Below are 17,957 nucleotides of genomic sequence, written 5' to 3' on the forward strand. Positions count from 1 at the left end.
ATTTTTCAAAACATTGACTGCGATCAGCGCAGCTGCAGCCAGACGCGCACAGAATCCAGACGAAACCGTAAAAATTCCGTGAAAAATCAACTTGGATTCAGGTTTTTCCGTGCGGGGCCGAAATCCTATCAGACAAGGCTGAATAACGCTGCCACGTTATTGGACTTGGGTCGGATATGCCCGATCGGCAAAATGTGGTTGGATGCTGGCGGTCGTTTATTACAAGAAAAAGAAACAGGAGTGACAGCGTTATGAACAGCTTGCGCAATATGTCGATCAGCCGGCGTTTGTGGTTGATTTTGATCGTGGCCGTCATGATGCTTTTGACGTTGGGCGTGTTGATGCTCAAGCAGATTCACGAGGACCTGTATCACGCCAAGGCGCAGAAAACCCAGCACGTCGTGCAGACGGCCAGCGGCATTCTGACCTATTACCACGGGCTCGAAACTGCCGGCACGCTGACCCGCGAAGCTGCGCAGAAACAGGCGCTGACCGCCGTTCGCGGCCTGCGCTATGACCAGAACGACTACTTCTGGATCAACGACCTGACGCCGGTGATGATCATGCACCCGGCCAACCCCAAACTCGATGGCCAGAACCTCTCGGCGATCCGCGACCCGGACGGCTTTGCGGTGTTCAATGAAATGGTCGCCCTCGCCAAGGCCAAGGGCGCCGGCCCGATCGACTATCGGTGGCCGAAACCGGGCGCCAGCGAGCCGGTCGCAAAAACCTCCTACGTCAAACTCTTCGAACCGTGGGGCTGGGTGATCGGCTCGGGCGTGTATATAGATGACATGCAAGCCGAGTTCATGGGCCAGGTCTGGAAAGCGACAGTGGTCGGGTTGGTGATCGCCGCCTTCATGGCGCTGCTGGTGATCCTGATTGCCCGCAGCATCGTCCGTCCGCTGCAGGACACCGTGAACGCCATGGCCAACATTGCCAGCGGCGAGAGCGATCTGACTCGCAGCCTCGACACCCACGGTCAGGACGAAGTCACGCAGTTGGCACACCACTTCAATGCGTTCACCGCCAAGCTACGGTTGGTGATCAGCGAATTGCAGGTGTCCGCCAGCGCCCTGGGCCAGTCGTCCAGCGAACTGGGCAACGACGCCGTCCAGGCCCAGCAACGCAGCCAGCAGCAATCGCAACAGATGGAACTGGTGGCCACGGCCATCAATGAAGTGACCTATGGCGTGCAGGACGTGGCGAAGAACGCCGAGCACGCCGCCAGCGAGATGCGCGATGCCGAGTCTCAGGCGCAGCAGGGCCAGGTCAACATCGACAGCAGCCTGCAACAAATCGACAAGCTGTCTTCAACGATTGATCAGGCCGTGGAGGTCATCCGTACCCTCGCCGCCGAAAGCACTCAGATCGGCAGCGTGCTGGAAGTGATCCGCTCAATCGCCGAGCAAACCAACCTGCTGGCCCTCAACGCGGCCATCGAAGCCGCTCGTGCCGGTGAACAAGGTCGCGGGTTTGCCGTCGTCGCCGATGAGGTGCGCCTGCTGGCCCAGCGCACGCAGAAGTCCACCGCCGAGATCCAGGCAATGATCGAACGCCTGCAAAGCCATTCCGAAGCGGCGGTCAAGGTCATCGGCGACAGCAGCCGCGCCTCGCAACTGACCATCGAACAGGCCGGCCTCGCCGGTGCAAGCCTGAATGCCATTGGCCAGGCACTGCGCAACCTCAACGGGTTGAACGCTTCCATTGCCAGCGCCACCCTGCAACAGGCCCATGTGGTCGAAGACATCAACCAGAACGTGACCCAGGCAGCCGGTTTGTCCCACAGCACGGCGCTGGCGGCGGAACAGTCGAGCGTGGCCAGCGTCCACCTCAAGGAACTGAGTGAGCAGTTGAATGGATTGCTCAAACAATTCCGCGTGTAGGCGCCTGGCTTGTAGGCGATAGCGCCCATGAAATCGCCATCGCCAGCAAGCCGGCTCCTACAAGTTTCGGGTGAACCCACAATCCCAACACCCTCGCGACCTGTAGGAGCCAGCTTGCTGGCGATAGCGCCCATGAAATCGCCATCGCCGGCAAGCCGGCTCCTACAAGTTTCGGGTGAACCCACAATCCCCAACACCCACGCGATCCGTAGGAGCCAGCTTGCTGGCGATAGCGCCCATGACATCGCCATCGCCGGCAAGCCGGACTCCTACAGGTTTGGGGTGAACCCACAATCCCCAACACCCCCGCGACCTGTAGGAGCCAGCTTGCTGGCGATAGCGCCCATGAAATCGCCATCGCCGGCAAGCCGGGCTCCCACAGGTTTGGGGTGAACCCACAATCCCCAACACCCACGCGATCCGTAGGAGCCAGCTTGCTGGCGATGGCGTCCGTGAAACCGTCATCGCCAGCAAGCCGGGCTCCTACAGGTTTTGGGTGAACCCACAATCCCCAACACCCCCGCGATCCGTAGGAGCCAGCTTGCTGGCGATAGCGCCCATGAAATCGCCATCGCCAGCAAGCCGGACTCCTACAGGTCAACGGGTGTTTTCTCCCTCGCCAGCACAGCCTCATCCGCTGCAATCCGGGTACAATTCGCTCCCCTCTTCGTCTGCTCCAAGGAACCTCCATGTCCGGGCTTGAACTGTTTGCCGCCGCCCTCGGTGTCATTGCCGTCTGGTTGACGGTCAAACAGAACCCCTGGTGCTGGCCGATCGGTCTGGTCATGGTGTCGCTGTACAGTTGGGTCTTTTTTGAAGTGAAGCTGTATTCGGACATGCTGTTGCAGGTGATCTACGCCGCGTTGCAGCTCTATGGCTGGTGGCAGTGGACCCGCGCGGGGGTTGCGCGGCAAGGGCGGCAGGTTAGCCAACTCAAGGGCAAATCGATCGCGACAGGTCTGGCCATCGGTGCCATCGGCAGTCTGTTGCTCGGCGCGGCCATGGCGCACTGGACCGATGCCGCGCAGCCCTGGCTCGATGCGGCACTGACGGGGTTCAGCCTGGTGGCGCAGGTCTGGATGGCGCAAAAGCGCGTTCAATGCTGGCCACTGTGGATCACCCTGGATGTGATTTTCGTCGGGCTCTTCGTCTACAAGGGCATGTACTTGACCGCCGGGCTCTATGCGTTGTTTGCCGTGATCGCGGTTCAAGGCTGGCGGGAATGGCGCACTGACCCGGCATTGCGCACATGAAAGTCCTGGTACTCACCGGCCCTGAATCCAGCGGCAAGAGCTGGCTCGCGGCCGAGTTGCAAGCGCATTTCGGCGGGATGCTGGTCGACGAATATGTCCGCTGGTTCATCGAACAAAACCCGCGTGATACCTGCCTGGCCGACATTCCGGAGATCGCCCGCGGGCAATTGCAATGGGAAGACGAGGCCCGCGCCCGACAGCCATCGTTGCTGATTCTCGACACCCACCTGCTGAGTAACATCCTCTGGAGCCAGACCCTGTTTGGCGATTGCCCCGCGTGGATCGAGCAGGCGCTGCTGGCTCGCCAGTACGACTTGCATCTGTTGCTGTCTCCCGAACAGGTCGACTGGAAGGATGATGGCCAACGCTGCCAACCCGATTTGAGCGAGCGCCGGGCATTTTTCGACGCAACCCTGACATGGCTTGAAACCCATCAACAGCCTTTTCAAATTCTGCAGGGAAACTGGGCGGAACGGCGATTTCAGGCACTGCAAGCCGTCACCCTGCTGCTGAACCCCTGACCCGTTTTTAGGGGTTTTCACCCAGTAATTCCCCTGTTTTGGGGGCAAAAGTGTCCATACCTGTTACACCCACCCCACCCCAAACAGGCCGTTTCAGCGGTCTGCACCCTCTTCGCCCGTCAGCTGTTAAGCCCCCAATACACCTCGGCGCAAAGCATTGATCTAGAGCACTGCAACCGCTTTTGTTGGGCAAAAGCGCCAGCGCCCGTCTCAGACGTGAAACAGCACCGACATCGCCCTCCCGGACAAAATTTTTAACCCGTTGAATTAAAACAAAATTCAAAAAACGGCACAGCATTCGCTCTCTCCTTCACATCGCTGACTAGGGCCAGCCCACAAAAAGAAGGAATTGCCACTGTGGGGACTTTCAATACTTTCAATAAAGGCTTTACCTGCCTCCTCCTGATCGGATGCGCATTGGGCTCAAGTGTCCAGGCCGACGACGGCATCATCATTATCAAGCGTGATGTCCAGACACGAAACGCCGTGCAAGCGCCGGTGGCTCCCGACCCCAACCCCACGACCGCAAATGCCAACCCGAGCCAACAAATCCTCAGGCAAACGAACGAGTTGAACGACGGCGACTTTGCCAACGTCGCCAGTGGTGCCGGGATCTCCCGCCTCGTCACGTTAGGCAACACAAACCTGGGCGGCAACATCACCACCCAGAATCAGCTTTCCAACCTTCCCGCCGGACGTTCGGGAGGTTCGGGCAACGGTATTTCCAACCTGGTCAATTCAAGCGTCCAGCGTGGCCTGAGCGGTCTGAACGTCATTACGGGAGGCCGTTGAGATGAATCGTAAGCTGCTGATTATCGCTATGTTTTGCAGCGCATCGAGCTTTGCTCAACCCCCCGTTATCAATAATGCCGACATCAGTAATTCGGGCGCGCAGTACCAAGGTAACTTCGCGGTCAACCAGGCTGCCGGCGATCAGCAGCAACAGGCTAATGCCCGGGCCATCGCCATGGGCCATGGCGCCAGCGCGACCACGCAGATTCGCCAACGATTGCATACCGAAGTCGACCCCAGGATGGATGCTCGAGCCAGCATTCAGGGCGACTCCTTCAGCCGCGGCTACGGCGTACTGGGTGTCAACCAGAGCGCCGGTGCCAGCACTCAGCAAGCCAATGCCCTGCGGATAAGCATCAGCAATCAACCGCAAAGTATCGACGACAGCGTCCTCATGCAACAGAACGTGGCGCTGATCAAAAACTCCGATCCGACTGACTCTGCACCAGGCTATCGCCAGGTCTCTACCAGTGACCAGGCATTCACCGGTAGCCGCGGGGTGATTCAGTTGAATCAGAGCGCCGGGGTGGGAAACCGAATGGCCAACACCCTGAACGTACGGGTCGCGGATTGACCCAAACAGTTAGGAACAACACTTAACCTAAAATAAGTACGGAGAATCACCATGAAACCTTCGACGGCACTCAAGCCTCTGGTTTTCGCAATTGCTGCGGTCATGGCTGTTGCTGTACAAGCTGGGCAAAACGATCGGCGTCACGATGACCACCACAATGGCCATCATAACAACGGTCACCACAATCCTCCTCCAATGAAGATCCCTGTTTACGCGACTGCCAATGCCTACGACAAACAAAGCAGCACCAACAATCGCATCCGTAACGAAGGGACTATTAACAAGGCAGAGATGACCGACTCTGCCACAGGCGCCGACGGCAACGTCGGTATCAACGTGGCGGCAGGCGACGGCAACCAACAGGACAACGCTGCCGCCATCGCGAACGCTGGCGCCACTTCCGCTCTGGATAACTCCTTCGTGTTCGGGGTTGCCACTGCCACTGCCAGCGTCAAGCAGTACAGCAACCACAACAAGGTCGACAACTACAACACCACAGCCTCTGCCGTGATGAGCGCATCGGGCAATGGTGGCAACGGCAATATGGGGATCAACATTGCCGGTGGCGACCTGAACCAACAGAAAAACACCATGGCGATTGCCAACTCCAATTCGCCGCTGGGTAACGCAACAGCCACCGCCTCCGCCGATCAGAATGGTCCTGGTCTGGTAGTGAATAACAACGCCGATCGGAACTTCGCCCTGACGACGGTGACGCTAACCACAACCAAAAGCGGTAATTCCTCTTTCAGTCATAACTCCGAGTTGAACATTGATAAGAGCGCGTCCAGCAACTGGACCAAGAAAGGTGCTAGCAGTTTTGACGTCAGTGGCACCAAGCACTTTGAAGCAATCGGATCAAAAAGCACCGACAAGAGCTCCACCAGCCATGCTGCTGTGGAAGCTATGTTGACCGCAGATGCGAATGTTACCAAAACCGTTACTCATAATAACGGCTATGGCGATCGCACTCGCAGCAAGTCTGTCGACCTATCGGTTGACGCATCGCTTAAAGCATCTATCGATACAGAACACTCAAAATCGACCGACTCTTCGTTCGAGAAGAAGTTCGATTCTTCGTTCTCAAAATCGTTTGACTCTTCGTTCGAGAAATCAGGCGAGAAATCGTCCGCTTCTACCAAACACGAAGAGAAGGGCTACAGCGAAAGCAATGCATGGGAATTGAGCAACACTGTTTCCTATCAAATCCTGACCCCAAATGGCTGGGCTAACCCTGTCACCAACACTGCAACCCTTAGCGGTTCGGTGAATGGCGGCAGTGGCAACCTCGGCGTCAACGTGGCTGCCGGTGTGGGTAACCAACAAAGCAACTCGTTGGCCATTTCCAACCAATCGTTCTGATGGCTGTCTCTGGAGGCCCCCTCACGGGGGCCTTTTTCAACACAACCAGAGGGCGTCCCACCATGCGCATTATCGCCTTGGTACTTTTGCTTTGTGTGTCCAGTGTGATCGAGGCTGCACAAATGCCGCTTTCCGTCCTGCCGGGCGGCGCGGTGGTGTACAAGCCGATCCAGAGCATACGCGAGCGTAAATTTGCCGACCTGGTGCAACAGAAAACCGACTTCAGTTGCGGCGCAGCTGCGCTGGCGACCATATTGCGCCAGGCCTATTGGCTGGACGTGAACGAAGAACAGATCATCGAAGGCATGCTGGCATACGCCGATCAAGACCTTGTCCGCGTTCAGGGCTTCTCCATGCTCGACATGAAGCGTTACGTGGAAAGTATCGGCATGCGGGCCCGTGGCTACCGGGTGGCGCCGGAAACGCTGAACGACATCAGAATTCCGGTCGTGGTCCTCATGGATATCCGTGGCTACAAACATTTTGTGGTCCTGCAAAAAGTCCACAAGGGCTGGGTATACATCGGAGATCCGGTACTCGGTCATAAACGCTACCAAGTCGACGACTTTGTCAAAGGCTGGAACGGCATCATCTTTGCTGTCATTGGCCAGGGCTACGACAAAACCAACGCGCTGCTCGACCCTCCCGTGCCACTGACCGCCAAGAACCGCCTCGACACCTTCAGCCCGGTGCAAGACGCAGAGTTGTTGGACTTCGGATTTATCCGAAGCGACTTCTTCTAATAACAAGGGAGCATGACGCTCCGGGAGCATCTAATGAAGACTCCAATCTGGCTGGCCTTGGCTTGCCTGGCCGCCAGCCTGCCAACCCAGGCACAGACGTTCAAACCTATTGAACTGAGCGATCAGGAACTGGCGAACCTGCGAGGCCGCTATGTCATGCCGGGGCGCGTCATCAGTTTCGGGATTGTCATGACCAGCACCTGGCAAAATGCCAACGGTCAGGTGATCGGGGCAACCTCCTCGATGCAAATTCAACAAACGACCATCAAGCCACAGTTCTATGTGTCGATGATCGATCGGAATGGCGATGGCTCGGCGGTTTCTCAGGGCACCGGGACCGTCAGCGGCGGTAACGGTTTGAGCACTACCCAGGGCGTCACTCAGGTTGTGCGCGCTGCCGGCGACAACAACAGCGCTTACAACAACGTTGATCTCAACGTCAGCAGAGGTAGCCAGGCACCACAGATGGACAACCAGGGGCAAGCGTTGGCCTCGGGCTCAACCCTGAACCACACCAACGGTGCCGGCGCGATGAGTATTTCCGCCACCGGCACGGGCGTGCAGCTCAACATCATCGCCAACAACAACCAGGGCAACACCGTGCAGCGCCTTGCCCAAGGCGGGCTGATGCAAAACGCGACCCTGCTTGGCGGTGGTAACCAGGTCAGAAACATGATGTCGATCAACGTTGTACTGCGCGACAACCTGCCATCAACCGGCTCAATGAACGGCAACCTGGACCAACTCAAAGGAGTTCGCACTCTAGGATTCTGATCTACGCTCAGTCTCATTAGATGCAGTCAGAAGGGACGGCTAACCCATGCACCGATCTATAACGCTCAGAGCTATCGTTTGTTTGAGTAGCCTGGCCCCGGCCACATTGCTGTACGCAGCACCGGACCCCCAGGTCGAAGCATTAAAACAAGAACTCATGGAGTTGAAACAGCGTTACGAAGCACAACAGAACGCGCTGATGGTACTTGAACAGCGCGTTCGCCAAGTAGAAGAAGCACCTGCGACACCGGCCCCCAAACGCCTGACCAAATCCCCTGCCGAGCCGACCAGGGGTGGCCAGACGGTGGCCGCCGGTGCGCCGGGCACCACAGGCAGTTCATACGGCCAATCGCTCAAAGAGGATGCCGAGCCTGCGCAAAGCGTGTCCAACCTGTATGACGAAGCCAGCGGGTTCTTCGGCGGCGGCAAGTTCAGTGTCGAAACCGGCCTCACCTACACGCACTTCGATACACGCGCGCTGACGCTCAATGGTTTTCTGGCACTGGACTCGATTTTCCTCGGCAACATCAACCTCGACCGCATCAAGGCCGACAACTGGACACTGGACCTGACCGCCCGCTACAACGTGGCGCAACGCTGGCAGTTCGACATTAACGTCCCCGTGGTGTATCGCGAGTCGACGTATTCCTCCGGTGGCGCCGGTGGCGCTGGCCCCGTGACGTCGGACGCAACCGTCACCCGCGACCCGACCATCGGCGATGTGAACGTTGGCGTTGCTTACAAGTTTCTGGATGAGTCGGTCAGTCTGCCAGACGCGGTCTTTACACTGCGCGTCAAGGCACCGACCGGCAAGGACCCTTACGGCATCAAACTGGTCGAAGACCCGAACAACGACAACCTCGCGGTCCCCGAGGACTTGCCTACCGGCAATGGTGTCTGGTCGATCACCCCGGGTATCTCGCTGGTCAAGACCTTCGACCCGGCCGTGCTGTTCGGCACCCTGGCCTACACCTACAACATGGAGGACTCTTTCAGCGACATCAGCCCTCAGGTCGGCTCCAAGGTGAAAGGGGACGTGAAACTGGGCGATTCCTGGCAAGTCGGCGCCGGCATTGCATTCGCCTTGAACGAGAAGATGAGTATGTCGTTCTCGTTCACCGACCAGTTCGCCCGCAAGAGCAAGATCAAGCCCGACGGCGGCGATTGGCAATCAATTTCCAACAGCGATTACAACGCGGCCAACTTCAACATCGGCATGACCATGGCAGCCACCGACAACCTGACGATCGTCCCCAACCTGGCCATCGGCCTGACCGACGACGCGCCAGACTTTTCCTTCAGCCTGAAATTCCCGTACTACTTCTAACCGCTACACCTGAATGAAAAAGGCCCGCTGCGAGGTTCATCGCAGCGGGCCTTTTCGTTTAGCCCCGCCCTAACGGATCTGGTGCTTGTGCAGCAGTCGGTAGAAGGTTGGCCGCGACACGCCCAGCACTCGGGCGGCGACACTCAGGTTGTCGCTGTGGCGGTTCAATACATCGCACAACGCCTGCCGTTCGGCGCGGGTCTTGTAGTCTTCGAGGGTGCCCATCGGTGCGGCGATTGTATGCTGGCTGATCAGCCCGAGGTCACGCGCCTCGATCTGCCGGCCTTCCGCCAGAACCAGCCCGCGACGTACACGGTTGGCCAGCTCCCGCACGTTGCCCGGCCAGTCGTGCTTGCCCATGGCGATCAGTGCGTCCTCGCTGAAACTGCGCGGACGACGGCCGGTTTCATGACTGTAGAAATGGGAGAAATGGTTGGCCAGCATCGACAGGTCGCCATGCCGCTCACGCAGCGGTGCGGTGACCACTTGCAGCACGTTGAGGCGGTAATACAAATCCTCGCGGAAGCGTTTCTTCTCGATGGCCGCTTCAAGGTCGACGTGGGTCGCCGCCAACACCCGCACATCGACCGGAATCGGCTGGCTGCCGCCCACGCGTTCGATGTGTTTTTCCTGGAGAAAGCGCAGCAGGTTGGCTTGTAGCTCCAGCGGCAGGTCACCGATCTCGTCGAGAAACAGAGTGCCGCCATTGGCCGCTTCGATCCGCCCGACCTTACGCTGATGGGCGCCGGTAAAGGCGCCTTTCTCGTGGCCGAACAATTCGGACTGGATCAGGTGTTCGGGAATTGCGCCGCAATTGATCGCGACAAAGGGTTTGCTGTGGCGCTGGGATTGCCGATGGAGGGTGCGGGCGACCAGTTCTTTACCGGTCCCGCTCTCGCCGCGAATCAACACCGGAGATTCGGTTGGCGCCAGTTTGCTCAGCAGTTTGCGCAGTTCGCGAATCGGTTTGCTGTCACCGAGCAGCTCGTGTTCGGGCTGATCGATGTGAACCGTGCCTTGACCACGCAAGCGCGCCATACCGAACGCCCGACCCAGCGTCACCTGAACCCGGGAGACATCGAACGGCAAGGTGTGGAAATCGAAAAACCATTCGCAGACGAAGTCCCCGACGTTTTGCAGCCGCAGGACTTCCTGGTTGAGCACAGCGATCCATTCGGTGCCGCTGCGGCTGATCAGTTCCTTGACCGCATCGGGGTGCTCCAGATGAAAAGGCTGGAGCCGCAACAGGCCGACGTCGCAGGTTCGGTCAGCGGCATTTTCCAGCGTACAGCTATCAACGTCCCAACCTACAGAACGCAGACCTGGCAGCAGGCGATGACAGTCGTCGCAAGGGTCCACTACTAACAGACGTCGTAACGCAGGCGCTTCGATCATGACTGTTCCTTGACGCCAAATTTTATGAAATTTTATTAAAAACAATCATTTGGCGGATCTGGCTGTAACACTAGCAAGAATTTGACACTGTCTTGTATCGATTGACTATAGGAAGTGCGCGCAAGCAGTTATAAGAAGCAACTTTATTAGTTACCTAACGACTTGAACCTTTCACCCAGCTTTCAAAAGCCGTCGAAACCTCGAACCGATGAAAGAAAGTTGAAAATTCTTTTAATTGTATGTGACCCACCCACCGGTTGCGGGCATCAGTACAAGTAACCAGCCGAACGGTAAGCCCAACCGACGGCACATCACTTGATTGGGCATACAGAGAGAAGACCCCATGACCGCCCCGCTCCGTATCAACGAAGCTCTTTTGATTGCCGACCGCGCGTTCAAGCCATTTCAATGCGTGGCCTGGGCCCCACAAGACGGCAACGGCGAACTCAGCCTGACCGTCATCGACCGCACCAACACCTGCATTCGCAAGCAGATCCCAAGCAGTGCCTATACCGACCCGGCACAATTGGAACATGTTCTGGAAGAAGCCCGTAAAGAGCTGAGCCAGGAAGGTTACACGCTGCAATCGTGGTCGATGCCGCACTAATCTTTTTGCGGATTACTTATCGGTAATCCGCACCCTCCTCCATGATCGTTAGTTTGCCGGCCTTGCCAGCAGACAACACGCACAACATTTATTTGTACCTGAACGCGGCCAAATACTTGGCAGGCTTGTCAGTGGGTCGAAAAGACACTGTTCTGGCACAAAACGACCCTCCGTCTGTTAGTTATTACAGTTGTGCAACCAATCATTCAGGGATTGAATGTTTCTACTATAAGTCGCCCCCCCAACTCCTGGATCAAGACGACTCGCAAGGAGATGCGTGCATGTCAACCCAGACCGCTGTGGTCCTGCCTGCGACGCTGAGCGCCGCCGGGGAGCTCGACAAAACCTTTGCCAGCGCCGGCAAAACCCAGGTGTATTTCGCCGGCAGCACGTCGAGCATGGCCACCGGCGTCGCGATTGATTCACAAGGCCGGCTGCTCGTCGCGGCCAAGGTCGGAACCCCGAGCGGCAGCCGCTTCGGTCTGGCCCGCCTGCTTGCGGATGGCTCGGCGGATCTGGCGTTCGGCAAACAAGGCAGTGTCATCAGCCAGTTCGAACCCGGCTTCGAGTCCATGGGTGGCAAAGTGCTGATCCGGCCCGACGGGTGCATTCTGTTGGCCGGCCTGCACTATGAAAATGAGCACCAGACACTGCCTGCCCTCGCCTTGTTCGATCAGCAAGGCAAACCGGTCCCCGACTTTGGCGACAACGGACGCCTTGTCGTACGCCTGCCGGGCAATCTTTCCCGGGGCGTGCGGGATGCCTGGCTTCCCCCCGGCGTACCGGGCGCCGAAACCTGTGATGTGTGCGTGCAGGAAGACGGCCGGATGGTCCTGCTGGCCAATCATCATTTTGAACTGGCCGATCACGTCGGCCTGCTGGTGCGACTAAACCCCGACGGTTCGCTGGACGACACCTTCAACGGTCGTGGCTTCGTCCTGGTCAGACACCTGCTGATGAACACCTGGCTCAGCAGCCTGCTGGTGCAACGCGACGGCCGGATTCTGGTGGGCGGCTCGATCAACTTCCCTGAAGAAGGCCTGCTTGCGCGCTATCTAAGCGACGGCAGCCTGGACGACCGTTTCGCCGTGGATGGCTTCATGAGTTTCTTGGCACAAGGGCGTCACGCCCAGGTCAGCCAGGTCGTCCAGCAGGCCAACGGCGACCTGCACTGTTTTGGCAGCAGCCGCGACCCGATGCATTGCATGGCCTTGAAAGTACACAGCAACGGTCGCCCGGACATCCATTGCAACGGTGGCCAGCCGCATTTGCTGGGGATCGGCCACAGTGGCTGCCAGTGGACCGCCGCCCACGCCCTTGCAGACGGGCGTGTGCTGACCGTTGGCGCGACCATCGGTGGTGTCGAAGCCGACTTCATCCTGGCCCGGCATCGTCCTGACGGACAACTCGACGAGCTGTTTGGCAAAGGCATCGGCTGGGTCCGTACCCGCCTGGGTCGCAGCCTGGATACCGCAACGTCGCTGGCCGTGCAGGACGACGGCAACATTGTCGTAGGCGGCTATTCGCTGGATGGCAACTACCGGGCAATCGTCGCTCGCTATCTGGGATAGGCCTGCCGAGCTTTCCTGCGCTTGATCTTCCGTACCGCTTGCGGCAAGTTGCGCGCTTCTTAATACAAGGAGCAGCCGATGTCCGGCTCAATGGCCCAGGCGTTCGCGCATAATTTTCTCGGGCACTCACCTCGCTGGTACAAGGCCAGTATTGTCGGTTTCCTGATTCTCAATGCCCTGGTGCTGTGGACCGTGGGTCCGGTAGCGGCCGGTTGGCTGCTGGTGCTGGAATTCATCTTCACCCTGGCCATGGCGCTCAAGTGCTATCCGCTGATGCCGGGCGGCTTGCTGCTGGTCGAAGCGCTGTTGCTGAAGATGACCACGCCCCAGGCGCTGTATGACGAACTGCTGCACAACTTCCCGGTGATTCTGCTGCTGATGTTCATGGTGGCCGGCATCTACTTCATGAAAGACCTGCTGCTGTTTCTGTTTTCGCGCCTGCTGCTCGGCGTTCGCTCCAAAGCCATGCTGGCGTTGATGTTCTGCTTTCTTTCGGCGTTCCTCTCGGCTTTTCTCGATGCCTTGACCGTGACCGCCGTGATCATCAGTGCCGCCGTGGGGTTTTACTCGGTGTATCACCGTGTCGCTTCGGGTAATGATCCGCGCCAGGACAGCGAATTCAACGATGACCAGCACCTGCCAACGCTGCATCACGGGGACCTTGAACAGTTCCGTGCCTTCCTGCGCAGCTTGCTGATGCACGGCGCCGTGGGCACTGCACTGGGTGGCGTTTGCACGCTGGTCGGTGAGCCGCAGAACCTGCTGATCGGCCACGAAATGGGTTGGCACTTCTCTGAGTTCTTCCTGAAAGTCGCCCCGGTTTCCATGCCGGTGCTGGTGGCGGGCCTGGTGACCTGCGTGCTGCTGGAGAAACTGCGCTGGTTCGGTTACGGCACGCTCCTGCCAGACAACGTGCGCGCGGTGCTGGCCAATTACGCCGCCGAAGACAACGCCCAACGCACCTCACACCAACGCGCTGCGCTGATCGTTCAGGGGCTGGCGGCGCTGATACTGATTGCCGCCCTGGCGTTCCATATTGCCGAAGTCGGTTTGATCGGCTTGATGGTGATCGTGCTGATTACCGCATTCACAGGCATCACTGACGAGCACCGCATCGGCAACGCCTTCAAGGACGCCATGCCGTTCACGGCGCTGCTGGTGGTGTTTTTCGCGGTAGTGGCGGTGATTCACGACCAGCAGTTGTTCACGCCGCTGATCCAGTGGGTGCTGGCGCTGCCGGCGAATCAGCAACCGGGCATGCTGTTTATTGCCAACGGTTTGCTCTCGGCGATCAGCGACAACGTGTTCGTCGCGACCATTTACATCACCGAAGTGAAACAGGCGTTCATCTCCGGCCACATGAGCCGTGAGCATTTCGAGACACTGGCGATTGCGATCAACACCGGCACCAACCTGCCGAGCGTGGCGACGCCGAATGGCCAGGCAGCGTTTCTGTTTCTGCTGACGTCGGCGATTGCCCCGCTGATTCGCCTGTCGTATGGGCGGATGGTGTGGATGGCGTTGCCGTATACGGTGGTGATGGGTGTGCTGGGGTGGTATGCGGTGAGTTTCTGGCTTTGAGTTGGCAGGTTTGACGCCTTCGCGGGCAAGCCTCGCTCCTACAGATTCACCGCTAACTTGTAGGAGCGAGGCTTGCCCGCGAAGAACGATAACGCGGTTAACCTGCGTTGAGGATGTACCGCTCGATCGCCTGCGCTGCGCCGTCTTCGGTATTGGCCCCGGTCACTACGTCGGCCTGACGCTTCACCGCCTCCTCCGCCTGCCCCATGGCAATCGACAATCCGGCGCGATGAAACATCGCCGGGTCATTGCCGCCATCGCCCATGGCGGCGGTCTGCCCGAGCGACACGCCGAGAAACTCCGCCAGTGTCGCCAGTGCGTCCCCCTTGTTTGCCTGCATCGCGGTCACGTCGAGGTACACCGGCTGCGAGCGTGACACCTGCGCCTGGCCCTCGACCCTGGGCAGCAACTGCGCCTCAAGCTCAATCAACAACTGCGTGTTGTTGCTCGCCGCGACGATCTTGTCGATGTATTCCAGATAGGGCTCGAAACTCTCCACCACCACGGGCGGATACCCCAGGCCGTGCTGTTCCCGCGGCACCATGGGGCCATTCGAGTCTTTCACCAGCCAGTCGCCGCCGCTGAACACCCACACCTCGATGTCCGGCAGATCGGCAAACTGTGTCAACGTGGTCAGCGCGGCCGTTGCCGGCAAATAATGCGCGACCAGCAAACTGCCGTCGGGGTTTACGATGGTGCCGCCATTGAACGCCGCCGTCGGCAGATCGACGCCCAAGGCTTCGATCTGCTGCAGCATGGCTTTCGGCGGCCGGCCGGTGGCCAGGCTGAACAGCACGCCCGACTCACGCAACGAACGGACCGCCTCGATGGTGCGCTGACTGAGGCTGTGATCGGGCAGCAACAAGGTGCCGTCCATGTCACTGAGCAAAAAGCGGATGGGTTGTTGCGTTTCGTCACTCATCCGAGGCTATGCCAAACGCGACCGTCGCGGGTCAGCAGGTCTTCTGCCGCCGCCGGCCCGTCTTCGCCCGCCGCGTAAGTCTGCACGCTCGCATCCTGCTGCCAGGCATCGAGAAACGGTTGCACGGCACGCCAGCCGTTCTCGATGTTGTCGGCGCGCTGGAACAGCGTCTGATCGCCGGTCAGGCAATCGTAGATCAGGGTTTCGTAGCCGGTGGACGGCTGCATTTCGAAGAAATCCTTGTAGGCAAAACCCAGTTCGATATTGGCCATTTTCAACGCCGGGCCGGGGCGTTTGGCCAACAGGTCGAACCACATGCCTTCGTTGGGTTGAATCTGAATCCGCAGATAGGTCGGTTGCAGCTCATCGACCTCGGTATCACGGAACTGCGCGTAAGGCGCCGGTTTGAAGCAGATGACAATCTCGGTGTCGCGCACGCTCATGCGCTTGCCAGTGCGCAGGTAGAACGGCACGCCGACCCAGCGCCAGTTGTCGATCATGACTTTGAGCGCGACATAGGTTTCGGTCGTGCTGTCGGGCGCCACATTGTTTTCCTGGCGATAACCCGCCAACGGCTTGCCGTCGATCTCGCCGGCGGCGTATTGGCCACGCACCGAATTGGCCCGTGCCTCTTCGGTGGACCAGGGACGGATCGCCCCCACCACTTTGGCTTTCTCGCCGCGAACCGCATCGGCGCCAAAGGCAGCCGGCGGTTCCATGGCCACCATCGCCAATAGCTGGAACAGGTGATTGGGCACCATGTCCCGCAGGGCGCCGGTGTGTTCATAAAAACTGCCACGGGTTTCCACGCCGACGGTTTCCGCGGCAGTGATCTGTACGTGGTCGATGTAATGGTTGTTCCAGAACGCTTCGAACAGGCTGTTGGAGAACCGGCTGATCAGAATGTTCTGCACGGTTTCCTTGCCCAGATAGTGATCGATCCGGTAGATCTGGTTTTCCGTCATGACCTTGAGCAAGCATGCGTTCAAGGCTTCGGCGGTATGCAGGTCAGAGCCGAACGGCTTTTCGATGACTACCCTTCTGAACGCTTCCGGCGTCTCTTGCAGCAAACCGGCAGCGCCGAGACGACGCACCACTTCGCTGAAGAAACGTGGCGCGGTGGCCAGGTAGAACACCGCGTTGCCGGTGCCACTGGCGGCGATTTTCGCCGCCAGCGCCTGATAGGTGCTGTCGTCCAGGAAGTCGCCCTGGACGTAGCTGATGCCTTTGGCCAGTTTGGCCCACAACGCCGGGTCAAGGGCTTGATCGCCCTTGCCGACCTTGCTTGCCACTTCGGCCCGAATGAAGTCTTCGAGCTTCTGGGCAAACGCTTCGTCGGTGATGGCGTTGTGGTCGACGCCGATGATCCGCAGTCCATCGCCAAGCAGACCGTCGCGACTCAGGTTGTACAGCGCCGGCATCAGCAAGCGCTTGACCAGGTCACCGTGGGCACCGAACAGGAACAGCGTGGTCGGTGGTGCGGGTTCTGCCTTGGATTTATTGCGGATCAAACGGGTCATTTTTTCGCAGTCTCCACGTGGCCGCCGAAGCCGAAGCGCTGGGCCGAGAGGATCTTGTCGCCAAAAGTGCCTTGGCCGCGCGAGCGATAGCGGGCGAACAGCGAGTTCGACAGCACCGGCACCGGTACCGCTTGTTCCATGGCCGCTTCAATGGTCCATTGACCTTCCCCGCTGTCCGCAACGGAACCGGAGAAATTATCGAGCTGCGGATCGGCAGCCAGGGCATCGGCGGTCAGGTCGAGCAGCCACGACGAGACCACGCTGCCACGACGCCAGACTTCGGCGATGTCGCCGACGTTCAGGTTGAAGCGCTGGTCTTCCGGCAGGTTGGTGCTGGCCTTCGTCTTGAGGATGTCGAAGCCTTCGGCGAAGGCCTGCATCATTCCGTACTCGATGCCGTTGTGGATCATTTTCACGAAATGGCCGGAACCCGCGGGGCCGGCGTGGATATAACCGCGTTCGGCGCGATCGTCGTCCGACTTGCGGTCCTTGGTGCGCGGGATGTCACCCATGCCAGGCGCCAGGCTGTCGAACAGTGGATCGAGGCGTTTAACCACTTCGGCTTCGCCACCGATCATCATGCAGTAACCGCGCTCCAGGCCCCAGACGCCGCCGGAGGTGCCGACGTCGATGTAGTGCAGGCCTTTTTCCGAGAGGTTTTTTGCCCGGCGAATATCGTCCTTATAGAAGGTGTTGCCGCCGTCGATGATGGTGTCGCCGGCTTCAAGCAAGGTGCTCAGGGTGTCGATGGTGTCTTCGGTCGGTGCGCCTGCCGGCAGCATGATCCAGACCGCTCGTGGTTTGGCCAGGCCGGCGACCAGGGCCGGCAGGTCGATGACGCCCTTGGCGCCTTCGGCGGCCAGGGTGTCGACGAAGGCGGTATTGCGGTCGTAAACAACGGTGGTATGCCCGTTGAGCATCAGGCGCCGCGCAATATTGCCGCCCATGCGGCCCAGTCCAATAATCCCGAGTTGCATGTGCTGATGCTCCCTACTACAAATAAATGTGTGTCAAAGGTTATAGCCCAACGCGACTAATGAGGGTTAGTCCAGAGCGTTGGCATGAAGTTTCCGGGCATTGTGCCCGATCCTGATTGATAACGTCGGGAATCGTGCCGAAGACACAACGA

The 17,957-nt window shown here is 58.9% G+C and carries 16 protein-coding genes; 12 read left to right on the top strand and 4 right to left on the bottom strand.

Going from position 1 to position 17,957, the window contains the following annotated elements:
- Window positions 1-251 precede the first annotated feature (251 nt).
- From ACM6IO_RS24820 to ACM6IO_RS24860, 9 genes are all read left to right on the top strand, one after another.
- Window positions 252-1,886 carry a methyl-accepting chemotaxis protein gene (locus tag ACM6IO_RS24820; protein ID WP_008043778.1) on the top strand — a complete coding sequence of 545 codons (1,635 nt, stop codon included), beginning with the start codon at window positions 252-254 and terminating at the stop codon, window positions 1,884-1,886.
- Window positions 1,887-2,575: 689 nt separating this feature from the next.
- The gene (pnuC, locus tag ACM6IO_RS24825) at window positions 2,576-3,139 is read left to right on the top strand and encodes a nicotinamide riboside transporter PnuC (protein ID WP_008040283.1); all 564 of its coding nucleotides are present in this window, start codon (window positions 2,576-2,578) and stop codon (window positions 3,137-3,139) included.
- On the top strand, window positions 3,136-3,660 hold the full coding sequence (locus ACM6IO_RS24830; RefSeq protein ID WP_008040281.1) for an AAA family ATPase: 525 nt from the start codon (window positions 3,136-3,138) through the stop codon (window positions 3,658-3,660). The genes pnuC and ACM6IO_RS24830 overlap by 4 nt, the downstream gene beginning before the upstream one ends.
- 357 nt (window positions 3,661-4,017) lie before the next feature.
- Complete coding sequence (locus ACM6IO_RS24835) at window positions 4,018-4,452, top strand: hypothetical protein (protein ID WP_008040279.1); 435 nt, start codon at window positions 4,018-4,020, stop codon at window positions 4,450-4,452.
- Window position 4,453: 1 nt separating this feature from the next.
- A complete protein-coding gene (locus ACM6IO_RS24840; RefSeq protein ID WP_192227105.1) occupies window positions 4,454-5,026 on the top strand; it encodes an adhesin in 573 nt (190 codons plus the stop codon).
- Window positions 5,027-5,077: 51 nt separating this feature from the next.
- Window positions 5,078-6,388 (top strand): heme utilization protein, encoded by a 1,311-nt coding sequence (locus tag ACM6IO_RS24845; protein WP_414912423.1) that lies wholly within the window; start codon window positions 5,078-5,080, stop codon window positions 6,386-6,388.
- A 62-nt stretch (window positions 6,389-6,450) separates the two neighbouring features.
- Entirely contained in the window at window positions 6,451-7,131 is a 681-nt protein-coding gene (locus tag ACM6IO_RS24850) for a C39 family peptidase (RefSeq protein WP_008040267.1), read from the top strand.
- Window positions 7,132-7,164: 33 nt separating this feature from the next.
- The gene (locus ACM6IO_RS24855; RefSeq protein ID WP_414912424.1) at window positions 7,165-7,905 is read left to right on the top strand and encodes a hypothetical protein; all 741 of its coding nucleotides are present in this window, start codon (window positions 7,165-7,167) and stop codon (window positions 7,903-7,905) included.
- Window positions 7,906-7,951: 46 nt separating this feature from the next.
- A complete protein-coding gene (locus tag ACM6IO_RS24860; RefSeq protein WP_008040263.1) occupies window positions 7,952-9,232 on the top strand; it encodes a transporter in 1,281 nt (426 codons plus the stop codon).
- Between the two features lie 69 nt (window positions 9,233-9,301).
- On the opposite strand, the gene ACM6IO_RS24865 is transcribed toward ACM6IO_RS24860, so the two are convergent.
- On the bottom strand, window positions 9,302-10,627 hold the full coding sequence (locus tag ACM6IO_RS24865; protein ID WP_008040261.1) for a sigma-54 dependent transcriptional regulator: 1,326 nt from the start codon (window positions 10,625-10,627) through the stop codon (window positions 9,302-9,304).
- Between the two features lie 343 nt (window positions 10,628-10,970).
- Between ACM6IO_RS24865 and ACM6IO_RS24870 the strand changes: the two genes are divergently transcribed.
- From ACM6IO_RS24870 to nhaB, 3 genes are all read left to right on the top strand, one after another.
- Window positions 10,971-11,234 (top strand): hypothetical protein, encoded by a 264-nt coding sequence (locus ACM6IO_RS24870; RefSeq protein WP_008040259.1) that lies wholly within the window; start codon window positions 10,971-10,973, stop codon window positions 11,232-11,234.
- 281 nt (window positions 11,235-11,515) lie between these two features.
- A complete protein-coding gene (locus ACM6IO_RS24875) occupies window positions 11,516-12,805 on the top strand; it encodes a hypothetical protein (protein WP_414912425.1) in 1,290 nt (429 codons plus the stop codon).
- 78 nt (window positions 12,806-12,883) lie between these two features.
- Window positions 12,884-14,386: a sodium/proton antiporter NhaB gene (gene nhaB / locus ACM6IO_RS24880; protein ID WP_008029909.1), complete on the top strand. Its 1,503-nt coding sequence runs from the start codon at window positions 12,884-12,886 to the stop codon at window positions 14,384-14,386.
- A 97-nt stretch (window positions 14,387-14,483) separates the two neighbouring features.
- Here nhaB and ACM6IO_RS24885 read toward each other — a convergent pair whose 3' ends face one another.
- From ACM6IO_RS24885 to gnd, 3 genes are read right to left on the bottom strand one after another with little or no spacing between them, the layout of a single operon-like run.
- Entirely contained in the window at window positions 14,484-15,308 is an 825-nt protein-coding gene (locus tag ACM6IO_RS24885; protein ID WP_008040253.1) for a Cof-type HAD-IIB family hydrolase, read from the bottom strand.
- Window positions 15,305-16,828 carry a glucose-6-phosphate dehydrogenase gene (zwf, locus tag ACM6IO_RS24890; protein WP_008029913.1) on the bottom strand — a complete coding sequence of 508 codons (1,524 nt, stop codon included), beginning with the start codon at window positions 16,826-16,828 and terminating at the stop codon, window positions 15,305-15,307. The genes ACM6IO_RS24885 and zwf overlap by 4 nt, the downstream gene beginning before the upstream one ends.
- The gene (gene gnd, locus ACM6IO_RS24895; protein ID WP_280161261.1) at window positions 16,825-17,805 is read right to left on the bottom strand and encodes a phosphogluconate dehydrogenase (NAD(+)-dependent, decarboxylating); all 981 of its coding nucleotides are present in this window, start codon (window positions 17,803-17,805) and stop codon (window positions 16,825-16,827) included. The genes zwf and gnd overlap by 4 nt, the downstream gene beginning before the upstream one ends.
- Between the last annotated feature and the right edge of the window lie 152 nt (window positions 17,806-17,957).

The organism is Pseudomonas sp. IT-P44 (assembly GCF_949768225.1).
Lineage (GTDB): Bacteria > Pseudomonadota > Gammaproteobacteria > Pseudomonadales > Pseudomonadaceae > Aquipseudomonas > Aquipseudomonas migulae.

Bases quoted from the DNA above. Each gene is read 5' to 3' on its own strand.
- ACM6IO_RS24860 (WP_008040263.1), top strand. From the start codon at position 7,952: ATGCACCGATCTATAACGCTCAGAGCTATCGTTTGTTTGAGTAGCCTG.
- pnuC (WP_008040283.1), top strand. From the start codon at position 2,576: ATGTCCGGGCTTGAACTGTTTGCCGCCGCCCTCGGTGTCATTGCCGTC.
- zwf (WP_008029913.1), bottom strand. From the start codon at position 16,828: ATGACCCGTTTGATCCGCAATAAATCCAAGGCAGAACCCGCACCACCG.
- ACM6IO_RS24845 (WP_414912423.1), top strand. From the start codon at position 5,078: ATGAAACCTTCGACGGCACTCAAGCCTCTGGTTTTCGCAATTGCTGCG.
- ACM6IO_RS24870 (WP_008040259.1), top strand. From the start codon at position 10,971: ATGACCGCCCCGCTCCGTATCAACGAAGCTCTTTTGATTGCCGACCGC.
- gnd (WP_280161261.1), bottom strand. From the start codon at position 17,805: ATGCAACTCGGGATTATTGGACTGGGCCGCATGGGCGGCAATATTGCG.
- ACM6IO_RS24885 (WP_008040253.1), bottom strand. From the start codon at position 15,308: ATGAGTGACGAAACGCAACAACCCATCCGCTTTTTGCTCAGTGACATG.
- ACM6IO_RS24865 (WP_008040261.1), bottom strand. From the start codon at position 10,627: ATGATCGAAGCGCCTGCGTTACGACGTCTGTTAGTAGTGGACCCTTGC.
- ACM6IO_RS24820 (WP_008043778.1), top strand. From the start codon at position 252: ATGAACAGCTTGCGCAATATGTCGATCAGCCGGCGTTTGTGGTTGATT.
- ACM6IO_RS24850 (WP_008040267.1), top strand. From the start codon at position 6,451: ATGCGCATTATCGCCTTGGTACTTTTGCTTTGTGTGTCCAGTGTGATC.
- ACM6IO_RS24830 (WP_008040281.1), top strand. From the start codon at position 3,136: ATGAAAGTCCTGGTACTCACCGGCCCTGAATCCAGCGGCAAGAGCTGG.
- nhaB (WP_008029909.1), top strand. From the start codon at position 12,884: ATGTCCGGCTCAATGGCCCAGGCGTTCGCGCATAATTTTCTCGGGCAC.
- ACM6IO_RS24875 (WP_414912425.1), top strand. From the start codon at position 11,516: ATGTCAACCCAGACCGCTGTGGTCCTGCCTGCGACGCTGAGCGCCGCC.
- ACM6IO_RS24855 (WP_414912424.1), top strand. From the start codon at position 7,165: ATGAAGACTCCAATCTGGCTGGCCTTGGCTTGCCTGGCCGCCAGCCTG.
- ACM6IO_RS24840 (WP_192227105.1), top strand. From the start codon at position 4,454: ATGAATCGTAAGCTGCTGATTATCGCTATGTTTTGCAGCGCATCGAGC.